The following is a 22,286-nucleotide window of genomic DNA, read 5'->3' on the forward strand; positions in this document are numbered from 1 at the left end:
TCAACTCCCCGATTTCAATAACAATTCCAATTATTGCTGACCATAGTAAGCACTTGCTCCGTGTTTTCTCAGATAATGCTTATCCTGCAATTCCTGAGGCGCAGGCTGTACTTTAGGATTAATCAGCTCGCAGCAGGCCGCCATCTTTGCCACTTCCTCCAACACTACCGCATTGTGTACGGCCTCCATAGCGTCCTTGCCCCAGGCAAAGGGCCCGTGATTCTTGCAGAGACAAGCTGGAACTGCCATGTACTCTTTATCCTTAAAATATTCTGCGATGAGAAGCCCCGTATTTTTCTCATAGGCCCCCTCAATGTCCTCCCTGGTCAAGCAGCGCAGACAGGGGATCTCACCGTACATATAATCTGCATGGGTGGTTCCGTAACAGGGAATTCCTCTTCCTGACTGCGCCCAGCTGGTGGCCCATGAGGAATGGGTGTGAACAATCCCCCCCACCAGAGGTAGGGCTTTATACAACTCCAAGTGGGTGGCAGTGTCCGAGGAGGGATTGAGTTTTCCCTCCACACGGTTGCCATCCAAGTCCATCACCACCATATCCTCGGGGGACAGCTTATCATAATCCACACCGCTGGGTTTAATAACAAACATTCCACTCTCCCGGTCAATGGCGCTGACATTTCCCCAGGTAAAGGTTACGAGCCCGTATTTAGGCAGCTCCATATTAGCTTCATAGACAATTTTCTTCAGATTTTCCAGCATCTTCGGCTCTCCTTTTTACTTCCTGCTGCTGCGCTTTTATGGTTCCAAAATATACATGGCGATCTCATCTATCTCACGGTTAGTTGAGATAAGAACATCCTTTCCATGGTTTGTGTACCGAAACACATTCGCGGAACCGCAGTCCTTGTCCAGAACCTGGACCTCATAGCTTTTTGTATCCTGATTATATGTAAATGCAAGCAAATCTCGTGCGCCCTTTCTGTGTCCGATGACAACCCTGGTCTTTCCACAGAGCATGCCCCCAAAAATGGAGTGGGCAAATTCCGCAGGCTTATCATAAGCGTAAGCATTCCGGTAACGGCCGTCCTCCTTCTTGTATATACTGATGCTGTCGCCGTGGAAAGGCGCTATCACAGCTAACTCCTGCTCTCCGTCCCCGTCCAAGTCCGCAAGAAGCGCATCGCTGGCAGGAGTATCCAGAAGGCATTCTACACCCCACTGTCCACCCGGCTCTGCCGGAGGCGTAAAGAGGAATACGCCGTCCTCGGCGGACACTACGCTACCGGGAGTCCCGTCCAAATCGACTCTGTAATATCCGTGGTTTTTAGTAAGCCCGTCCTTAATCACTTCCATATGGAGCGGATTCTCCTGATTAAAAATGTTTAAATTCTCAGGCAGAACCGCAGCGTACACTTTACCGGGCTTTGACCAGTCATCCTTAAACTCATGGCCTGATTTAAGGGTGCAGGCAATAAGATACCGCACGCCTCCTCTCTCCAGGATATCAAACCTGTGTACATGAGGAAGAACCACCAGTGTGGTTACCAGCCAGTCTCCCTTGCCTCTTGGAGTTACGTATACAATCCCGGCCTCCTTAGAGTCGTTTGGAGAGTAGCACTTATAGGTGGAGAGAAACTGCCCGTCTGTCCCCGGCACCTGGACAATGGACATAGCTCCCCCCGGTTCAGTCCATACCGTGTCCACCTCGTTGCCGTCCAGATCAAAGAGGATACAGCGACCTACCTTCTCCGCCGCCACAAGAAAATAATCCATCCCCTGATAATGAAGAGGGGCAATGGAATAACATTTAGCCAGATTTCCTATTACTTTTTTCTCAACTTTCATAATTCACTCATCCTTATTCCCACTGCGCATCCAGAATACTAGTCATCATCTCATTGGCCTGAGCCAAATCCTTTTTCCACTGAGGATTCCCTGTATACCAGAATTCTGTCACATATTTTCTCACCCCCAGATCCCAGGCCGTCTTTATGGCTCCCTTAAAGTCCACATGGCCTTGGCCGAAGGATACTTCGCGGAATACGCCGGGAGTGGTCTCCTTCAGATGCATGGCTGCCAGATGGCCTTTTCCAAGGCGAAGGTCTTCCAGCACATCTGTACCATAGGTCTTTGCTGCATTGGTAATATTTCCAATATCAGGATAAACGCCCAGATACATGGAGGAAACGAGCTCCACATACTCCATGGCCTTTCCCACTGTGTTCATGAAATCCGTCTCCATGGTTTCAAACCCCATGACGATGCCTACTTTCGCTGCCATCTCAGTTGCTTTTATGAGATTTTCAGCAAATTGTCTTTTGGTCTCATCTGTGGACTCGTCATAGTATACGTCATAACCCGCCAGTTGTATAATCCGGATTCCCAAGTCATCTGCTAGCCGGATTGCTTTCTCCATAATCTCCATTCCGCGGCTGCGGACAGCAGGATCGCTGCTTCCCAGCGGAAACTTGCGGTGTCCGCTGAGACACATAGTGCGTATGGGAAGCCCGGCTTCCTTCATCAGACTCACCAGCCCCAGGCGCTCCTCTTCTGACATGTCCAAACGTCCCAGCTTCTCCTCCGTCTCGTCAATGCTAATCTCCACAAAATCAAAACCGGCTCCTTTTGCCGCTTCCAGCTTTTCTTTCCACCCAAGCTGCGAGGGCATGGATTTTTCATATAATCCAAGAGTATATGGTCGTTTCATCACTTTCCTCCCATTATATGTCTCTTTTTTCCAATCGCCGTCTTTGAATCCGGAGTGGCATGATGTCTTAAAAATCAGATTTGTGCACCTGATATACCCGAACGCCTTTTTCTCTTATGGCGTTCAGGGCGTCATCGGGCGCCTTCTCATCCGTTATAAGATACTGAATCTTCTCTATGGGGCAACTGGTAAAGCTGCTGTTACTACCTATCTTCGTGTGGTCTGCCAGCACATAAACAGTCTGGTTTGCATGGGCGATCATCATCTCATTGATACTGACCTCATTGAATATCTCTGTGGTCATTCCTAACTCTGCGCTGATGCCAGAGCAGCCCACAAACGCTTTCTTTGCATATACATGCTGCAAATTCCTCAGAGTAAAATCCCCCACCATGGCATCCTTTGGATGGCGCAATTCGCCTCCTGTAAGCACCACATTAACACCCGGACAATATTCCCGCCCTATGGCCTTGCCATTATTGGTAATAACCGTCACGTTATTGCACTCCACATACTCCAGTATCTGGAGTGCATTGCTGCTGGTGTTGATGAATATTGTATCATTCTCTGCCACAAAGTCTGCCGCATACCTAGCGATAAGCTTGCGGTACAGCTGCACCTCGTCCTTCATATTCTTAGGGGCCATGGTTGACACAGCCCCTCCATAATTACGAACAAGGAGCTTCTGTTCCTCCAGATACTGAAGATCTCTTCTAATCGTAATCAGGGACACTCCCAGTAGTTGCGAAAGCTCATCTACGCGAACTTCCGGTTTCTCCTCCATTATCTCCACAATCCGGTTTCTGCGACTCTCCACAAAAGCTCTTTCTCTTTTCATACGTCACACCTCTCATTTAGGAATATATCACTTTGCGGAGCAATACTGTTTTGCCTCGCTCATATTGGCCCCAGTGAGTCCCAATTTTACTGCATTGCATCGGGCTCACTGGCTTTCGTCCTACAAAAACTCCAATTTAACATGTGCTTTTGTGCAAGCACAACGCGATTTTCCTCTGGAACTTTTTTGCACGGCTCAATACCTACGTGTATATTATATCCCAAATAGAAGCTTGTGTCATGTATTTATGTTCGTTTCGTTCATTAAATTTTAGAGAAGGCCCTTTTCTTTCATCTTGTCTTCCATCTCCCGAGCTGACATGATGTTGCGGAGTCCGATTACAACGGTTCCTTTTTTCTCGGCATCTTTAAACATGTTTGCAAAATTCTGTGCGCAGAATACTACATCATACTGACTAGCTGCGGTTTTCCCTTCGGACAGTGCACAGTGATGAACCTTCCCCGGTTTGATCCCCACTGTATCCAGCATTTTCTGCATAGTCATCTTCATCATCAGACTTGAGCCCGCACCATTTGCGCAGCATACGATAAAACTCATATTTTCCTTTGCCATAATTAACCTCTCCTGCTTATAAACGCCTTAACTTTGACAATTCATTTATACATTACTATTTGTTCTCTTTCAAAGCTCTGTATGCTTCGTAATCCTCTGTAATCAGGAAATAACCTTTTTTGTCCTTCCTGTACTGAATCTGGGGGATAGCCAGAAGTACGATAACTACAATTGCAACGCCTGCGTAGCTTAAGCACTTCATGACGGCTGTCATTACAGGCCACACAACCGCCCAATCCCACATTCCTAAATATCCACCGTAAGCTGCCATCCCCACCCAGCCTGCGATAATAGCTGAACCGAACACCTGGCAAAGACCGGAAATAAATGGAAGAATGAGAGCAGCCTTGATCCCCCCCTTCTCATTGGCAAACACAGCGATAGTTGCATTGTCAAAGAATACAGGCACGAATCCGCAAATAACAAGCACAGGACTCTTTAATGCGATCAGCGCGCCAATAGCGATAATCTGTCCTGCAAAGCCTGCAAGGAATCCCAGAGGAACTGCGTTCATAGAACCGAAACCGTAGATAACCGCGCAGTCAACACCCGGAAGGGAACCCGGCAGCAGTTTGTCGGCAATCCCCTGGAAGGATGCAGTCAGCTCTGTTACGAAGGTTCTTACACCTAACTGAAGGATTGCCAGGTATACGGAAAAATACAAACAGGTCTGGATCACATAGAAGAACATGCTGGCATTTTCTTTCAGGAATCCCTGAGCCACAAGGTAATCACGTCCAAGGATGCAGAGAATCGTTCCGAAGAAGATTACCATCAGGATAGAGGTACATACCATGTTCTCATTAAAAATAGACATAAAGCCTGGAAGCTCTAAATCGTCAATCTTTTTAATATCCTTTCCATCTTTCTTTTTTCCAAAAACTTTCTCAGCCAACCAGGTATTCAGAGCAATGCCAAACATCTGTTGATGGGCCAGACAGAAGCCTGCTCCATCTGTCAATTCCTGACAGGGCTTAATGGTAAGGTTGGAGCCTACCGCCCAGTATGCGCCCAAAATCAGAGCCATTACAACCAGGAGGCTTGCATTATTGTCGATGAGGAACGGACAGGCGAACAGAATGAGCCAGTAAGCAGTGGACGCCTGCTGCACTTGCACATGACCTGTAGTAAACAGAGCGCGCAGCTTGGTGTACTTAGAGAAGCGCACCAGAAGGATGTTTACAATAAATGCAATCAACAGCAGAATCATCGCATTGCCGAACGTCTTTCCGAACACTTCCTCCACACCGGCTGTAACTGCGTTTTGACCGAAGTAAGGGTCAATTACCATAGCACCAATATTAAATCTTTCTTTCAGACCTACCAGCACCGGACGGAAATTGCTGACCAAACCACCGGAACCAACAGATAAAATCAAGTAACCCACTATCGCCTTAATCACGCCTGCCAGAACATCATACCAGGATTTCCTCAACAATATGTAACCAATCATTACGATAAGACCAATCATGAATGCAGGCTGCTGTAATACGTTAACTGCAAAATACGACCATATTTTCATTAAAATATCCATATTATCCCCCTTAATTTATCCCTCAATATAGTTCTCCTGAATCTTAATCAAATCCTCCGGTGTTTCCGCCTCCAGTAAAGCCGCCACTACCTCCTCATTCATCAGCAGCTCCGACAGTCTTGTCATGTTTGCCAAATGCTGATCTGGATTGCAGGACGCCAATGTAAAAAACAGTCTAGCGTCCATCTGCGCATTTCCCGGCTCAAAGCTTACAGGTTTTTTCAGTTTCATAAAAGCAATAGCTGTCTTGTGCACCCCTTTTGCACATTCCTGAGAATGAGGCATTGCCACATTGGGCATAATTACAATATAAGGACCATACTTCTTCACACACTCAATAATGTCTGCCTTATAATTAGCCTCCACAGTTCCATCTGCCTCTAAGCATTCACAGCTCATGCGGATGGCCTCTTCCCAATCAGAGGCCTCCTCCGCAAATTTGTAATGGTTTGACTTCACGAACTCTTTTAACATTGATTGTTCCCCCTTATGACCGAGGCTTACAGACAGGAGCGGAAAGGTATGTTCTGAGGAGCCTCAAAGCAGTCCTCAAACCCTCTTCGGTGATGGTACGCTCTCTTATCCTTGTCTGTAGGATACACATACTTGCCGCCTACTTCCCAGAAGAACGGATGGAATCTATAATCCAAACGTTCTTTCTTCATATCGTAAAGCACCTGGATTTCATTCACATCAGCCATAAAGTTGGTCCACACATCGTAATGGATGGGAATAACTACCTTGCACCTTAAGGCCTCCGCCATTCTCAGAATATCACATGAGGTCATCTTATCCGCCATCCCCACCGGATTCTCACCGTAGGAGCCAAAGGCCACATCCACATCGTAATCCTTGCCATGCTTTGCAAAGTAGATGGAGTAATGAGAATCGCCGCTGTGGTAAATGTTCCCGCCCGGCGTCTTAATCAGGTAGTTCACCGCCTTGTCATCCATGTCCATTGGGCATACGCCGGTCAGTTCTTCTCTGTCAGGTCCCGTGGAGTCTGTAGTAACCAGACAGGTACGGTCGAAGGAATCCAGTGCTACGATCTCAATATCTTTAACTTTGATGGTGTCGCCCGGGCGGACTGTAATGCAGCGGTCCTCCGGAACGCCCCACTTAACCCAAAGCTCAACTGATTTTTTCGGACCGATAAAGGGCACAGGAATCTCTTTTCCATTGTCATCCACAGTTTTCATTCCGCTCTGGATTACATGGGCCGCATACTCGGCGCTCATGTGATCCTGATGGTAATGAGTTGCCAGTACCGCGTCCACCTGCTTGATGGCAAACGGGTCAATCACGAAGGGTACCGCCCTCAGATTGGGCTGCATATCTCTGGCACCGCACATATTTGCCATCTGATGCCCAACCGCCATTTTCCCATTACCATGAGTGCGCTTTCCGTTGCCGCACCATAAGTCAATGGTAAGATTGCAGCCGCCGGGAGTCTTGAACCACATACCCGTACATCCCAGCCACCACATGGCAACTGTACCTGGCTTAACTTCCTCGTTCTCGATTTCCTCATTCAGCCAGGTGCCCCATTCCGGAAATGTACTCATAATCCAGGACTCCCTTGTCATTTCGCTCACTCTGCTCATATTATTATCCCCTTTCACATTCAACTCGACTCCTTTATATGATTTATTTGTTCTTTAATTGTATTTTATCATGTTTTACGATTGTTCGCAACAATCTTTTATGTTCGATTGTGTGTTTTTATGAGCGTTTCATATGCTATAATCAATTTCACCGCTCTTTTTCCAATTTTATTCCATATCAACAGTTATCACATATACATTTTGCCTATTTTTACAGCAACAATGCCATTTACCTCTCGCTTCATTTTCCTTTTTATAGGCTCAAAATCTAAGAACATCCTTTCGGCGTGGGCAAACACACACATGCGCAAACATGTCAATGCAGTCGAACCTGAGCTTGAACGCTATGCAGGATTGGTACAGCAGCTCAAGGGCAAGAACAGAGAATGGAAAAATCTGCTTGCGTAGGAAAAAACGCCTTTTTTTCCACATATCCAAACTGCATAACCTCACCTATTGCATGACCGAGCGAACCAAAAAATTGAAGAAACAGAAAACCGAAAAAGAAATGCTGCTTTGCTATTTGAACTGTGCCAACGATTCAGGTGAAAAAGAACTTATCACAACGGAACGGACGCTACAAAAGTAGTCAGAGCAGAAGGCAACATATTCTGACGAGCTTAATGAAGCCATGGAGGGGTATGTCGAACCGAAAGAGCAAACAGTCAGTTTGAATGTCTCCGAGCTCATGGACGCACGACTTGCTGTCCATGAGGAAAAAGAATGCTCCGCCGCCACTCGTGTGAAAGCCCCCTGCGGCGAGCAATAAGATTCGCGAATGACGCACGGCAGCAAACGTGACTCGGCAAATCTGCTCCCTTAGGAAGTCAAAACTCACTCCGTCCATAAATGTCCGCGACAGAAGCAACAACAGCCAGCACAGCGGAGGCAAAGCAAAAAGAAGAACAAACCTGAGACAATTAGGAACGATAAAATTCAGCGGAAGTGCTTTGAACGATGCACTCCCGTTATGACGGGAAAACATACTGGGCAGATTCAGATGGTAATTCTTGACATAGATTCTATGGTTCCAGAGAGCCATCTCCTGAGACAAATTAAAAACTGTGTAAACTTTGATTTCATATATGAAAAGACATCCCCCTATTATTCCAACTGAATAAAATACAGAAAAAGGGCCTCCAAAAAGCGACGGAAGAATGCCTCTTATCGGCAACAGCATTAAACCTTAAAAGACTGGTAAAAGCGGTGTGAGTAATCCGGATTTACCAGCCGTTCTATTGTGTTCCGTGAGAGACAGCATACAAAAATTCCTTAGAAAATGGATTTGTCAACAGGTCCTCCTTGGGATGCTCCCCCGCCATATGCTGTTTGTAATGATAATCCATCTGTTTGCCACCCAGATACGGGAAATCTTAAAAAAAACTATCTATATAGTCACCCTCTTTATTAGCAGGCTTAATATGAAGTTTGCCTCATTTTACCGTAGGTCTTGCTGATTATCAACATAAAATATGAAGTTCATTTTATATCACAACAAATCAGGCAGAAACATCCGACTGTTCTAAACCAAGAACACTCCTGACTGAAAAGGCAGCTTGCTGGTCTATTAAAAAGTTCAAGTGCTCATTTTCAAAAAAATTGTTTAATTCGTGACCATGATTTGGATATACACAGCACCTGTTGTCACAAGCAATCCCATTAGCAAGGGCAAATTGAGAAGACGGCGGTGTATTCACATCCTGCAGGCCAATACCAATTAATACCTTATTGCGAAGCAATGGGGCAAAATTTTTCGCGTCCACATAAGCCAGCTTATCAAAGATCTCCTGTTCCTTTTCATGCATAGGGTCCTGCCATTTGAAATAATAAAATAACCCCATATAAGGCCCTTCCGAAAAATCCTTTTCCCAGATTCTCTTATAGTCACAGAGCATCGGATATTGGCTAGCGCATTTCTCCACTTCCGGATAGAGGGCTGCGCATGCTATAGCCAGTGCTCCTCCCTGACCTTCTCCGTATACAGCCATATGGACTCCATCGGTCTTTTTTAATCCTTTTGCAACCTCCGTCCACAGCAGCGCATCTTCGTAAAGCCTGTGCAGATATAGATCCTCCACTTCTCCATCCAGGCCATGAAATAAAGGGCCGCAGGCTGTTGGCCCTTTCCCTGCCTCTCCACATTCACTCATTCCTCCCTGTCCCCGGCAGTCAGGGGCCAAAACAGCATATCCGATGGCGCCATAACGGCTTAAATGCAGCCAGCTTCGGGAGGATTGAGGATAGTCATGAAATTGTATTACCGTAGGATGCAGTCCCGGTTTGGAAGGGCAGATATATTTGGCTTTAAGAAGACATCCATCCCATGTCTTAACTGTAATAATATAATACTCTAGTTCCTCGGTTTCCATTTCTAATTTATCCATAGAGACAGATGAAGCCAAAGCCCCAATCTGTTCCTTCACCTGCTTCCAATGCTTCGCAAAATCCTTTGGAGCAGGACAGGCCCCTGTATAAGTATTTAATTCCTCTAATCTTAAATCTGTTCCAGGCATACCCCATCCTCCTTATTACCAAAAAAGTTAATAATCTTATTATCAAACGCAGCAATTTCCTCATGACCATATTCATAGAAAATCAAATGCTTTTTCCGGGCAGTGATCTTGGAAAATACGGCAAACTGGGTAGATGGCGGACATACATCATCCATAAGGCCGGTTCCGCATAAAACCGGACAGGTAATTCGTTCTACAAAATTCTGCACATCAATGTATCCCAATTTAGTGAAAAATTCATCCAGGTGTTCTCCCATCGGATCAAACCAACGGGTATGGTAAGCCAGGCCATTATAAACGATAACATCTCTATCCATCTCCCATGCTCTGCGATAATCAGAAAGAAATGGGTAAAGAGCCGCACAGCGCTTTATATAAGCCGCATTTAATGCTGTGCATACCAATCCTAGGCCAGCCCCCTGACTGGCTCCATTTACATAAATTTGCTCTGTATCCAATCCCTCTAATGCTAAAGCCAAACGTACCATCAGGCAGGTGTCCTGAAAGACCTCCACATAATAAAGCTTCTCCGGCGGCCCATCCACCCCCATGATAATATGATCTGCGGCAGTAGTTCCCTGCCGTCCGCCGAGATCCTCACTGATGCCTCCTTGCCCCGGACAGTCCATAGCCAGAACGGCCATCCCTAAACCGGCAAAGCTGGATTGTTCAAACCACCCCCTGGAAGATCCTGGATATCCATGAAACTGCAGAACCACAGGCACCCTTCTTTTTCTAACAGGCTTTACATATTTAATATGGAGCCTGGCCCCTGCCATTCCCTTTAACCATATGTCATAATACTGAGTATACGGGGTGTGGGGAATTTCCGCTTCCTTCAGTTCATATTCCAATGGCAGAACCCAGGCCTCCCTCGCTCTTTTCTCCCAAAATTCCCAAAAATCCTTCGGCCTGGGAGTACTTCCAGTATACTGTTTTAATTGCTGTAAAGGCATATCTTTTGCCGGCATGCTTTGTTTCCTTTCTATCGTTGCTACGTAAATTTGCTCATTTGAAGATGTGTTACTATCTCTTGATTCTGTTTCCATGAATAGATTGGTATGTTTAAACCATTCTCCCGTTTCGGACAATCCTCTCGATAATGAGGCCCCCTACTTTCCCTGCGAAGCAAAATCGCCTGATGCAGCGCAAGGGTAAGCTCGAAAGCCGCCTCCAAATCTACGCTTCTAAGCAGCTCCTCCATGGAACAATCTGTCTTTTCTAGGGGGATTTTATTCCGTTCCATTTGACTTTGGAGCTTTGATAGTTCCTGTAAAACATTCTTACTTCCTTTTTCGCTCCTTATGAGCATGGCATGCTGTTGATTCAATTTTTGTATCGTATTCAGATATTTCTTAGCTTCCAAAATGACATAAAGCGGCTGATAAGCATATGCTGCCTTTCCTTCTTTCTTCCCTCTCTCAGACCGAGCTGCCGCCTTACCAGCAATACGTCCAAAGACCAACCCATTGGCCGAAGACAGACCTCCCAGCCTATCTGCCCCATGCATGCCTCCGGTTACTTCACCACAGGCATACAGACCTTCTACTCCCGTAAATGCCTCTTCATCAATAGCAATCCCACCGTTAGAAGCATGAGCATATATGCTTAACCATACCGGATCATCCATGGTCAAATTTTTTTCTTCCTTTAACCAGTCAAAATATGTTTTTATAAACTCAGGCTGATGCCGCTTTACCTCCTCTTGATAAACAACGCGAATTCCCTCTCTTCTCCTTTGGCTTTCCTTATAAATTTCCAGATCCACCTTTTTAGACGAAAGGCGTGTAGTAAAGGGCCCATACCCGGATCTTAATTCTAACTGCTTCTCCCTTTCTTCCCCTTCCCATTCCGAAAATAATTCCTTATCTGCTCCATAAAAACGGCTGAATCGGAACATCTTTTCATTATAGATGGTCTTGGGGGCAGGGTGTACATGCCCCAGCATCATCTGCATAAATTCCAGATTAAACAATTTAGCTCCTGACTCTAAAGCCAGGTATTGACCAATTCCTGTCACATCATCTGTAGTCAAACGGTGTGTAAACAGTCCTCCCATTCCTCCGGTAGCTAAAATCACTGCTGGACTTAGTATTTCCACAAGGCTAAGCCCCTCATCTTTTCTCTTGACGGCCAGAGCCCCGCAAACACGCTCTCCTTCTTTTAATAGCCTTACGATTGTCATATGTTCAAGACAGGCGACTTTTAATTCACGCAACCGCTTCGACATCATTTGAGAGCTTCCAGGCTTTTCAATTCCCTTCCAAAGCCTGTTTTTATGATCAAAGCACGGTATAAATTCCCTCTCTTTATTTGCCTTTGCCTCTCTTAAGGGAACTCCCAAATGCTCTAAGTATTCCAGACTTTCCCTTATTTGTCCTGTGAAGGTGTGAACCAGAGCCGGATTAGCCATTCCTTCTCCAATTCTTAAAATTGTTTCTTCCAGATCCGGCACATCCTTTTCATCCTCTGGAGCTACCAAGCCTAATCCCCAAGTTCCAGGATAGAAGCTGGAACCAGAGCAAAGGCCCCCTCTGCTGATAATGGCTACCCTCACACCCTCTTCAGCCGCAGAAATAGCTGCTGTCAAACCAGCTAAGCCAGAACCAACTACTAATACATCTACATAGATTCTTCTGAAACAGCGCATGCTTCCATATTCTCCTTTGCAAAATGACACGCTACAAAATGTTCCTTTCCTTCAATAATATATTTCTGAAGCTTAGGCTTTTCTGTTGTGCATATTTCCTGGCACATACGGCAGCGTCCATGGAAATGGCAGCCACTGGGCGGATTCATTGGAGACGGAACATCACCCTTTAATACGATTCTTTCCTTTTTATGATTAATGTCTGCGACTGGTATAGCAGATAGCAGAGCCTGTGTATAAGGGTGAATACTATGCTGATATAATTCATCTGCATCTGCAAGCTCTACAATTCTGCCCAAATACATAACTGCGATTCTATCGCTTATATACTCTACTACACTTAAATCATGGGTAATAAAGATATACGTTAGGTTATGCTTCTCCTTTAATTCTTTTAAGAGCTGGAGAACCTGCGCCTGAATTGATACGTCAAGGGCCGATACGGCTTCATCGCAAATCACAAGCTCCGGGTTGATGCATAAAGCTCTTGCTATTCCTATACGCTGTCTCTGACCCCCTGAAAACTCATGAGGATAACGATCCATATACTCTCTGCGCATATTAACTGCTTCTAATAAATCCCCGATCACCTTTCTGCGTTCTGCTTTGGTTTTGACCCCAAACTTTTTTAACGGATCTGACAAGGATTGATAAATGGTAAAAGAGGGATTCAGGGAGGACTGAGGATCCTGAAAGACAATTTGAATCTTTCTTCTGGCCATATCCATTTCATCCTTTTTCAGTTCTGCAAGATTGCGGGAACCATCCTCAAATTCATATATCATTTCACCTGCCGTAGGCTTGTATAGCTGTAAAATTGTTTTTCCCAGAGTAGTTTTTCCGCAGCCGGATTCTCCTACTAATCCCAGGGTCTCTCCTCTGTAAATGGTAAGATCGATATCGTTTACAGCCTGCACGTAAGACTCTGCCCTACCCAGAAATCCACTTTTTACAGGAAAGAAGGTTTTTAATCCTCTAATCGTTAATAAAGGCTGTTTTTCTTTCTTATCTGGCATCTGTTAACACCTCCTTATATCTGCTGCAACGCACCATATGAGTCCCCTCTACTATGGCTTCCTCAGGCATCTTTCCATCACATGCCGCACAGGCATACTCGCATCTGGGAGCAAACTGGCAGCCGCTGGGGCGATCATAGGGATCTGGTGTGGAGCCCTGAATCGGATAAATCTCTTGTTTCGCGCCCTTTCCCAAAATAGGGATTGACTTTAAAAGCGCTTTTGTATAGGGGTGGGCCGGAGAGCCTAAAACCTCCTGAGCCGTTCCGCTTTCAATGATATTTCCCATATACATAACTGCCACGTCATCAGCCAACTCACATACCACACCCATGTCATGGGTGATCAGCATAATGGCAGTATTGTATTCCTCCTTTAAATGCTTCATCAATTCAAAAATTTGCGCTTGAATCGTCACATCCAAGGCGGTAGTCGGTTCATCTGCAATTAACACCTTAGGCTTGCAGCTCATAGCCATAGCAATCATAGCACGCTGACGCATACCTCCCGAAAATTCATGAGGGTATTGGTCAATCCTTTTTTCCGGATTCGGGATTCCCATATCCTTTAAAAGCTGTAGCGCTCTTGCTCTTGCTTCTTTTTTCGTCACCCTCTCATGAGAATGGATCATCTCGCAGATTTGCCAGCCGATGGTATATACCGGATTCAAGGCAGTCATAGGGTCCTGAAAGATCATAGCAATGTCATGACCTCTCAAAGAACGCATCTGCTTTCCATTCCGTTCCAGGCTTTCAATATGTATATCTCCACGCCCATCTTCACTATGGTAGATAATTTCTCCCTCTTCAATACGGGAAAGCTTCGGTAAAAGCTGCATAATAGAGGTTGCTGTTACACTTTTTCCACAACCGGATTCTCCAACAATACATAGAGTTTTTCCCCTCTTAATTTCCATAGATACTCCATTAATCGCCTTATTGCAGCGCTGGTTGGTATAAAAATATGTTTTCAGATTGTTCACTGAAATAATTACATCCTGTTCTTTCTTCATTCTTACGCCCTCCTAACCCTGCTGCGTGGGATCGGTTGTATCCCGGATTCCATCACCTAAAAAGTTAATACTCATAACGAAGAGAGAAACCACAATACCCGTTGGAAGCCACAACCACCAGCTATTTTCTAACGTATATAAATCCTGAGCAGCATTTAAAATATTTCCCCAGGTAGGAACCTCCAGGGGAACGCCCAGACCTAAAAAACTCAGCGCCGCCTCTTCAAGAATAAACATAGCCGTACTTAAGGTTATATTTACTATAATCGGACTTAAGGCATTTGGCAGGATATGCTTATAACAGATAACAAATGGATTCAGCCCAAAAACCCTTAAAGACTGGACATATTCCTCCTCACGGATAGACAGCACCTGGGATCTTGCCATACGGTAGGATGAACCCCAGCCGCAAATTATAAATATAATTACAATATTCTTTGCGCTCTGCCCTAAGATTGATACCAGCATCAGAACCAGAATAAGCTGCGGAATGGACATAAAAATCTCCGAAATCCGAACCATGAACTGGTCAAACCTCCCTCCCCTGTAGCCGCTGTAACATCCTGCCAAAACTCCAATGACAGCACAGCCAAGCGCGCTTCCAAAGCCGATAGCGATGGACATACGTCCTCCGTACAATACTCTGGCAAATACATCTCTTCCTAATTTATCCGTTCCAAAAGGGTGATTTCCTGAAGGCATCTTTAAAATAGCCTTCATATCTACTGCCGTTGGAGAATGGGAGGCCAGAAAGGGAGCAAAAATACAGCTTATCAGAATAACCAGAAAAATAGCTCCCCCCACGATGGCTAGGCGGTTATTCAGAAGCTTTCTTAAGGCTCGATTCCCCTGCTTCCTTCTTTTTAATTCACCGGACTCCTCCAGTCTTTTTATTCTATCAAACTTGCGATTTAATCTGGATTGTTTTGACACCTTTATCCCTCCTATCCGTTCAGCTTCACCCTTGGGTCCAGAGCCGCCGTCATAATATCAACAAAGGTACTGGCAAACAAGGTCATAAATACAAAGAGCAGGGCTAACATCATAACCAGGTTATAGTTTTGAGAACGTACTGCAGTATTAAACGCACTTCCTATTCCTGGCCACTGAAATACTGTTTCAATTACTACGGAACCTGCGATCAGCGTTGGCAGGCGGAAACCAATTAATACAATTACAGGAGTAAGAGACACCCTGAATCCATGTATCAGATTTACCCTCCATTCCGGTATCCCTTTACTTCTTGCAGTTTTTATGTAATCTTTATTCATCGTATCCAGCATACTGCTTCTGGCATATCGCATTACACCCGCAGTCATAGAAACTCCCAGCACAAGAGCTGGTAATACCATGTATTTTGCACGATCTAAAAAGGTTACTGCATTGGTATCCGTACGCCCTCCAACCGGCAGCCACCCTAAATTCAAAGCAAAAATTAAAATAGCGCATACGCCAAAGAAAAACTGGGGAATCGAAACTCCAATCATACCTGCCACAGTCAGAACATTGTCTCCAATGCTTCCTTTATAAATAGCACCTAACACTCCCAGAATACTTCCAAGAGCGGTGGAAATCAATAAGGCCGCCACTGCCAGCTCCAGCGTAGCAGGAAGTCTTTGCGCCATAATTTGAATAACCGGAACTCCGCTGGAGGTACTATAACCAAAATCTCCCTGTAAAATTCGGAACAACCACTTAAAATATCTTATAACAAAGGGATCATCTAATCCATACTGTGCCCTTAAAGCTGCCATTTGTTCATTCGTTAACCGGGCTAGGGATTCCGGATCCATTAAATAAGAGGTAGGATCTCCTGGCGTCAAATCTAACAGCCAATAGATGATAAAGGTAATAATCAGCAGCATCGGAATCATTCCCAGGATTTTTTTCACTGTATACTTAAGCATGTTTAGCCTTCCTTTCTGATTCGTCCCATTCTCATAAAGAAAGGGAGTGTCTCAAAAGTCATTTTCATTCAGAAATCATGCCATGTAGAAATTTTATAACAGTGAGATACACTGCATATGGTATGATTTTGCTTCTAAAGCGACTTTTAAGACACACTCCCCATCCTTACACGTATATAAAACAAATTGAATTGTTTATCTTACTTTACAACCCAGTTCTGAACTCCCCAGTTAAAATTAAACTGTGGATTACCAATCGCCTCAATTCCTTCTACTCTATCACTATGTAACAAATAGATTGGCTGGTAATATAATGGGATTTCAAATAATGTTTCGTTTTCGTATTTCTGCAATTCAAAGAACGCCTTTTTCTGTACCTCCGCATCTGCAGAAGCATTTGTTGCAGCAATTAATTCATCCAGCTTTGGATCGCCAGGCGTGTGTGAATTAATAGAGTAGCCGGTTGCGTATCTGTCATAGTACTCATGTAAGGACAGCGCCGCATTTGCCGCATAACACATATCCCAGTCTACCGCTCTAGGTCCATTGACCGGATCCTCCGGCGCTTTCCAAAGGATTGTTGCAAGGTCTCCCTCTACCAGGCTTGCATTCATCTTAATTCCAACTTCCGCAAGATACTGCTGGATAACTGCCATTAAATCCTGAGTTGCCTGATCTGTATAGTAGTAAACTACTTTAATCTCTCTATTAGAATCCCAGCCCACTTCCGCTAATAGCTGTTTTGCTTTCTCAGGATTGTAATCGTAATTATTTAATCCATCCACCTTATCCGATCCGTCAGGGGTTAAACTATTGGCAGGAACGCCTGCCCCATTCATAACGCCTTCACAGATAGCGGCCATATCGATTGCATAAGCAATCGCCTGGCGTACTCTAATATCCGAAAGAGCACCTGGAGTTCCATCCGCATTAGGGAATTTATTCACATAGAAAAGCCTTGTATAACGCACATCCACTTTATCCAATGTAATACCTGCCTGCCCTTCTAGTGCCTGCACGTCAGCAATGTTTTTTGTGTATGCATAATCCAGCTTTCCAGCTTTTGCATTTGTAACAAAGTTAGGATCCGAATCTCCGGCGCTGGGATTTAAGTGGATTTTGTAGTTTGCCACTCCACCGTAGTATCCTTCAAAAGGTGCCAATATTGTATAATTCCCCATCTGCACCTCCTCCACTTTAAAAGGGCCGGAACCAATCGGATGCTGGAAGTACTCTGCCTGCTGCAGGCTCACAGGATCCACATCTGCCAGATATTTTTTCGGCAATGGCGCAAATTGTGTAAATACCAGCAATGCATCAGGAGCTACCCTATCGAAGTTTAACGTAATCGTATTTCCGTCAACTACAATACCGGAAATATGTTCCGCACTTCCATCTAAATAAGCGCCAGAGCCTTCTATGGCTTCAAAAGCGGAGCGAAATACGGAGTTTAATACGGTTGTCTTTAACGCATACTCAATATTCCATTGAATTTCTTCTGCTGTAATTGGCGCCCCATCATGCCAGGTTATCCCATCTCTTAAGGTGAATTTTAAATAAGAACCATCTTCTGCCATTTCATAGCTGGAAGCCAGCTCTCCCTCACCGGATATAGGAGATAAATTCTCGTCTGCAAGCAGTAAACGAGCATACAAAGTTTTATTATACATATAAGTTCCCGGATTTAACCAAGGGGTTTCAAAGAACTCTGTAGGTCCTCCATTAGAGTAAAGCACTCCTGCCTCGCCCGCAGGCATTGCTTCCGTACCTCCTTCTGCTTTTATCCCTGTTCCTGTTGCAGTCTCCTGTCCACCGCCGCAGCCTGCTAGAAGAGCCATACTTATAGACGCTGCAAAAATCAAAGAGAACAGTTTCTTTTTCATTCTTTCCCTTTCTCCTTCCTTTGGCATATTGCCTAATATTGTAAAGCAAATATTATAAAATAAAGTTTTTATAAATATATTTATTTTTTAATTTATTTTCAATACTTCGCTATTATATTAAATGTTCTTTCAGAATCTTCACTTATTTATACAAATCATCTATCATATATCCTTTATGATTTGTCTATTTATTCCATAACTTTTATTTTTATTTCTAAAATTCTCTTAAATATATAATTATTTTCGCAAGGATGTGAACTGAATTTTTATATAAACATTCCATGTCCCGCACACCTGGCACCACCATAAATGAAACTGTGAGGATGGACGGATATTGAATTTATTTTCCAAGCCTAATGTAAAACCCATCGCCTTTAGGCAGTAGAGCTTCAGTAGCATTTCCTTTAAGTAGAGGCAGTGATATAATTAACATGCTGGGAGATGCGTAAAAATGGCGAATTATATACTTTGAAAAATCTGAGTGTTTATTGAAATCCCGCATGTTTTTACTTTTTTTAATTCTACGAACTACACAAATCACATGGCGTAGGATGGATGCTCAATCTCCCTGACAGGACGTTTGGCAACAATCTCCAGCCCCTGCATCAGAATGCCGTATTACGCTTCGGCAATATCCAGTACATCGTAGGTAAACCTGTTTGAGATTTCATAACTCAACCTCCTGACATGAGTCAAAAAAGTTGAGTGCTAAACTTTTTTGATTGTTTTTAGAATTATGGGCCTATTATCCCAGACTTCAACTGCAATTGAAAGGTACTCGCTATACAGCGTTTACTCTTATTCAGTTTGTGTTCTCGTTTTAGAACAGCAAATGTCACGCTCCGATAAAAAGATGGGTAATAGGCGCTGGCATTAATCCTGACTGTACCCATATCGGTTGCACAGGCGGCAAACCATGGACATCAACAGTCTTTCTCTGAATACAAGAAAGTGCCTTCGGCACCTCAACTCCCCTGGCCCCTCATTCATGAGGGGAATTAGGGCTTGTTTTTTGCGTCATTTTATTCCATAATAATCTCATGAATGTGATTCAGAAGATGCTCAGAGACTATTACGAAATCATTGAATACGATATAAAACCCAGACCTGTCGTCATGGAAAACATTGATAAGGTCATTAACTGCGGGGATCCTTCTTATGGTGGCGCCATGTATGGCTGTCCCCATTGCGGTAACCTCAAGTTCGTTCCTTTCCGCTGCCACTCCAAGTTTTGCCCCTCCTGCGGCGCTAAGTATTCCAATGACAGGTCTACCGCTATGTCTTTTAAATTAATACAGTGTACCCATCGCCATCTCGTCTTCACCATTGACGAATCCCTCCGCCGCTTTTTCCTCGAAGACCGCACTCTGCTTAACTGCCTTTTCGAGGCTGTTTCTGATGTCATCAAAGAATATTTTTTCTCCCTGAACAAATCCAAAAACTTTGTCCCTGGGTTTATCTGTGTCCTTCATACCTTCGGTCGCCCTCCCGGTTGGAATCCACACATCCACTGTCTCCTTACCGAAGGCGGGTTTTCTGATGATGGTGTCTGGCGCAAGGTCACATATTTCAATTATTCCTACCTCCGTAAATCCTTTCAGACTGTTTTGTTAAATAAACTGGAAAAACGCATCGGTCCCTCTTTTAAAAAGATGAAAGCCGCCGTTTACCATAGGGACAGAAATGGATTCTACGTTTATGCCAAGCCCAATCTTTGCGACCCAAAATCCATTATTAAATATGTCAGCCGTTATCTTGGCCGCCCTGTCATTGCTCTTTCCAGGATTGATTCCTACGATGGGGAGATGGTGACTTTCCATTACAATAAGCATGAAGACAACTCTTTTGTAAAAAAGACTCTTCCCGCCATTGATTTCATTAAGCTGCTCATTCTGCATATACCTGAAAAAAACTTCAAGATGACCCGGTACTATGGGCTTTATGCCAGACACCGGGAGATTGACAATCAGCTCCATAAAGCAGTCCCAAAATCCAAACACAGGATTCTCCTCGATTTCAACACCTGGCGTAAGCTTTTCCTTCTTACCATGGGGTACGACCCCCTGCAATGCCCAAACTGCAGACATGAAATGGTCTTTCTAGAGCTGTACCATAAACATGAACGGGTTCCTCTGGATGAATTATACAAAAGGACAAGGATAAGGCATGGCCTTTATCCCCGGTCCCGCTCTGCTTGACTTTCTCTCCCATCTGCTTCATACTACATTTATTACAGATGGGAGGCAGTTGCAAATGAATCAAAGATATGTGGATGAACTCAGACAAAAATACATCAAAAATCCTCCAGAAGGAATGACACCCAAACTGGTCAGAAATATGACCGATTCTGATTTATTGGATATGCATTACTTTTTAACTGAAGATGACGACCTCGACGATGATGGATGGGAAGAAGGGTTCTATATCGACCTGTTCTAAATCACCGTCTGTTTTCTATACCCTCCTTTGGCAGAATCATTAGTTTACATAACTTTATTTCAGCAAGGACTTTGGTAAGTAGGTAAGCCCCTTACAGGGCTTACCCCTCTCAGAACCGGACATGCAGCTTTCCCGCATCCGGCTCCCTGCAAAGCTAATACATCTACAGTTATCCGTATATACTGACATAAATACGTGGCCGCACAAGCGGGAACTGTCTCATTAGTTCCTTATATCCTTCCTTCGTATAGCTCCTTCTCTGACTTCTTCTGTTCAGCCAGTAGAATAACCTAAACCATACCACATTATTGAATGAGTTCAGGCTTCTTGAATTGTCAGTAATTCCGTAATAATGATAATAACCAGTCAGTACTTCATTTAGTTTCTTTACTATCCTGTTTATCTCCAGAAACCTCATGTCTCTTATCATGGCGTTTATTTCCCTGCTTTTCTTTGCAAGCTTTTTCTTACTGGTTTTCCTCTTTACTCTGAACTTTCCCGTCCTGCCATGCGAACAGTAATGCGTGAATCCCAGGAATGTGAACGTCTCCGGCCTCCCTTTTCCCCGGTCTTTCCGGTTACTTTCTGCGAATCGGCCAAATTCAATCAACCTTGTCTTGCTTTCCTCCAATTCTAGTCCAAAGTACTTCATTCTGCGCTTTAAGTGTTCATAAAATATTTCTGCATCTGATTTATATTGGAAGCATCCCACAAAATCATCCGCATAGACTACCAGCCCCGCATATCCTCTCATCACTGGCTGTACTTTCTCCCTGAACCACCATATCAGCACATAGTGCATATATATATTGGCTATGACCGGGGAGCAGTCCGAGCCTTGGCCTGCCCCTTCTTCTGTCTCCTCATATCTGAAATCTCTCATGATTCCCGCTTTCAGCATCCGTCTTACCAGTCTGATAATGGTCGGGTCTTTTATCCGCGATTCTATGAACTTTACTATCCATTCATGGTCTAAATGGTCGAAAAACCCTTTAATGTCTGCGTCCAGCACCCAATTCGTCTTTTCCCTTTCCAGCATCCCATTCAGTCTCCTTAATGCCATGTGGCAGTTCCTTCCTGGGCGGAATCCCATCATTTCTTCGTAGAAATGGGGCTCGAACACTGCTTCCAGTATTCGCCTTAGCGCTTCCTGTACTAACTTATCCTCATAGCAGGATATACTGAGCGGGCGGGTCTTTCCATTTTCTTTTGGTATTTCCACCCGTTTTGCCGGTTTGGGCTTGTATGCCTTCTTCTTCATTTTCCTGATTAATTCATCTAAGTTTTCTTCCAAATTTACTTCGTAGTCCTCTTTGGTAATTCCATCAATTCCTACCGCTTTCTTTCCATCCATCTCCTTGTGGCATTCTTTCAGTAACTCTTTATTAATCAGATGCCCTATGGACGTAAATACCATTTCCGGATGTTCGCTTGACAACTGTGATATTCTCGCCAATTTCGTTTCCATAATTTCTCCTGTCTCTGCGTACAGATTATGTTTCCTCTTTGATATGACTTTGCATGGCTGACCTGCGAGGACAGGTCTCTCTCGACTTCCACCGCTTTTTTTTGCTGTGTACTATTCGGCCATCCGACTTCTGCCGGCCATTTACGGTTCTCCTTTCTACCGTTGTTCCGTATACCGGGCT

19 protein-coding genes are annotated in these 22,286 nt (G+C 44.4%); 2 read left to right on the forward strand and 17 right to left on the reverse strand.

Going from position 1 to position 22,286, the window contains the following annotated elements; all coding sequences use genetic code 11:
• Window positions 1-30: 30 nt before the first annotated feature.
• The 16 genes from LA360_RS11035 to LA360_RS11110 form a co-directional block, all read right to left on the reverse strand.
• Window positions 31-720 (reverse strand): L-ribulose-5-phosphate 4-epimerase, encoded by a 690-nt coding sequence (locus LA360_RS11035; protein WP_022200319.1) that lies wholly within the window; start codon window positions 718-720, stop codon window positions 31-33.
• Window positions 721-756: 36 nt separating this feature from the next.
• Window positions 757-1,806 (reverse strand): hypothetical protein, encoded by a 1,050-nt coding sequence (locus LA360_RS11040; protein ID WP_022200318.1) that lies wholly within the window; start codon window positions 1,804-1,806, stop codon window positions 757-759.
• Window positions 1,807-1,819: 13 nt separating this feature from the next.
• Window positions 1,820-2,668: an L-ribulose-5-phosphate 3-epimerase gene (locus tag LA360_RS11045; RefSeq protein ID WP_022200317.1), complete on the reverse strand. Its 849-nt coding sequence runs from the start codon at window positions 2,666-2,668 to the stop codon at window positions 1,820-1,822.
• A gap of 67 nt (window positions 2,669-2,735) precedes the next feature.
• Window positions 2,736-3,506, reverse strand: a complete 771-nt coding sequence (locus LA360_RS11050) for a DeoR/GlpR family DNA-binding transcription regulator (RefSeq protein WP_022200316.1) — start codon at window positions 3,504-3,506, stop codon at window positions 2,736-2,738.
• A 270-nt stretch (window positions 3,507-3,776) separates the two neighbouring features.
• On the reverse strand, window positions 3,777-4,079 hold the full coding sequence (locus LA360_RS11055) for a PTS sugar transporter subunit IIB (protein ID WP_022200315.1): 303 nt from the start codon (window positions 4,077-4,079) through the stop codon (window positions 3,777-3,779).
• A 55-nt stretch (window positions 4,080-4,134) separates the two neighbouring features.
• Window positions 4,135-5,613, reverse strand: coding sequence for a PTS ascorbate transporter subunit IIC (locus LA360_RS11060; RefSeq protein ID WP_089775493.1), 1,479 nt, complete (start codon window positions 5,611-5,613; stop codon window positions 4,135-4,137).
• 15 nt (window positions 5,614-5,628) lie between these two features.
• Window positions 5,629-6,087, reverse strand: a complete 459-nt coding sequence (locus tag LA360_RS11065; RefSeq protein WP_022200313.1) for a PTS sugar transporter subunit IIA — start codon at window positions 6,085-6,087, stop codon at window positions 5,629-5,631.
• Between the two features lie 26 nt (window positions 6,088-6,113).
• Complete coding sequence (gene ulaG / locus LA360_RS11070; RefSeq protein ID WP_057573181.1) at window positions 6,114-7,217, reverse strand: L-ascorbate 6-phosphate lactonase; 1,104 nt, start codon at window positions 7,215-7,217, stop codon at window positions 6,114-6,116.
• Window positions 7,218-8,716: 1,499 nt separating this feature from the next.
• Entirely contained in the window at window positions 8,717-9,730 is a 1,014-nt protein-coding gene (locus LA360_RS11075) for an acetylxylan esterase (RefSeq protein WP_022202421.1), read from the reverse strand.
• Entirely contained in the window at window positions 9,712-10,701 is a 990-nt protein-coding gene (locus LA360_RS11080; protein WP_112481937.1) for an acetylxylan esterase, read from the reverse strand. The genes LA360_RS11075 and LA360_RS11080 overlap by 19 nt, the downstream gene beginning before the upstream one ends.
• A gap of 23 nt (window positions 10,702-10,724) precedes the next feature.
• A complete protein-coding gene (locus LA360_RS11085) occupies window positions 10,725-12,380 on the reverse strand; it encodes an FAD-dependent oxidoreductase (protein ID WP_022202423.1) in 1,656 nt (551 codons plus the stop codon).
• Window positions 12,353-13,396 (reverse strand): ABC transporter ATP-binding protein, encoded by a 1,044-nt coding sequence (locus tag LA360_RS11090; RefSeq protein WP_022202424.1) that lies wholly within the window; start codon window positions 13,394-13,396, stop codon window positions 12,353-12,355. The genes LA360_RS11085 and LA360_RS11090 overlap by 28 nt, the downstream gene beginning before the upstream one ends.
• Window positions 13,386-14,408, reverse strand: coding sequence for an ABC transporter ATP-binding protein (locus tag LA360_RS11095; protein ID WP_022202425.1), 1,023 nt, complete (start codon window positions 14,406-14,408; stop codon window positions 13,386-13,388). The genes LA360_RS11090 and LA360_RS11095 overlap by 11 nt, the downstream gene beginning before the upstream one ends.
• A gap of 12 nt (window positions 14,409-14,420) precedes the next feature.
• Window positions 14,421-15,341, reverse strand: a complete 921-nt coding sequence (locus tag LA360_RS11100; protein WP_022202426.1) for an ABC transporter permease — start codon at window positions 15,339-15,341, stop codon at window positions 14,421-14,423.
• Between the two features lie 11 nt (window positions 15,342-15,352).
• The gene (locus tag LA360_RS11105; RefSeq protein WP_022202427.1) at window positions 15,353-16,315 is read right to left on the reverse strand and encodes an ABC transporter permease; all 963 of its coding nucleotides are present in this window, start codon (window positions 16,313-16,315) and stop codon (window positions 15,353-15,355) included.
• Window positions 16,316-16,515: 200 nt separating this feature from the next.
• A complete protein-coding gene (locus tag LA360_RS11110) occupies window positions 16,516-18,198 on the reverse strand; it encodes an ABC transporter substrate-binding protein (RefSeq protein ID WP_057573083.1) in 1,683 nt (560 codons plus the stop codon).
• 1,094 nt (window positions 18,199-19,292) lie between these two features.
• Here LA360_RS11110 and LA360_RS32125 point away from each other — a divergent pair.
• Together LA360_RS32125 and LA360_RS11130 are read left to right on the forward strand one after the other, a co-directional pair.
• Window positions 19,293-20,396 carry an IS91 family transposase gene (locus tag LA360_RS32125; protein WP_465245347.1) on the forward strand — a complete coding sequence of 368 codons (1,104 nt, stop codon included), beginning with the start codon at window positions 19,293-19,295 and terminating at the stop codon, window positions 20,394-20,396.
• 55 nt (window positions 20,397-20,451) lie between these two features.
• Window positions 20,452-20,637: a hypothetical protein gene (locus tag LA360_RS11130; protein ID WP_009295925.1), complete on the forward strand. Its 186-nt coding sequence runs from the start codon at window positions 20,452-20,454 to the stop codon at window positions 20,635-20,637.
• A 169-nt stretch (window positions 20,638-20,806) separates the two neighbouring features.
• Here LA360_RS11130 and ltrA read toward each other — a convergent pair whose 3' ends face one another.
• Window positions 20,807-22,105: a group II intron reverse transcriptase/maturase gene (gene ltrA, locus LA360_RS11135; RefSeq protein WP_057572962.1), complete on the reverse strand. Its 1,299-nt coding sequence runs from the start codon at window positions 22,103-22,105 to the stop codon at window positions 20,807-20,809.
• Window positions 22,106-22,286 lie beyond the last annotated feature (181 nt).

This window comes from Enterocloster clostridioformis (genome assembly GCF_020297485.1).
GTDB lineage: Bacteria > Bacillota > Clostridia > Lachnospirales > Lachnospiraceae > Enterocloster > Enterocloster clostridioformis.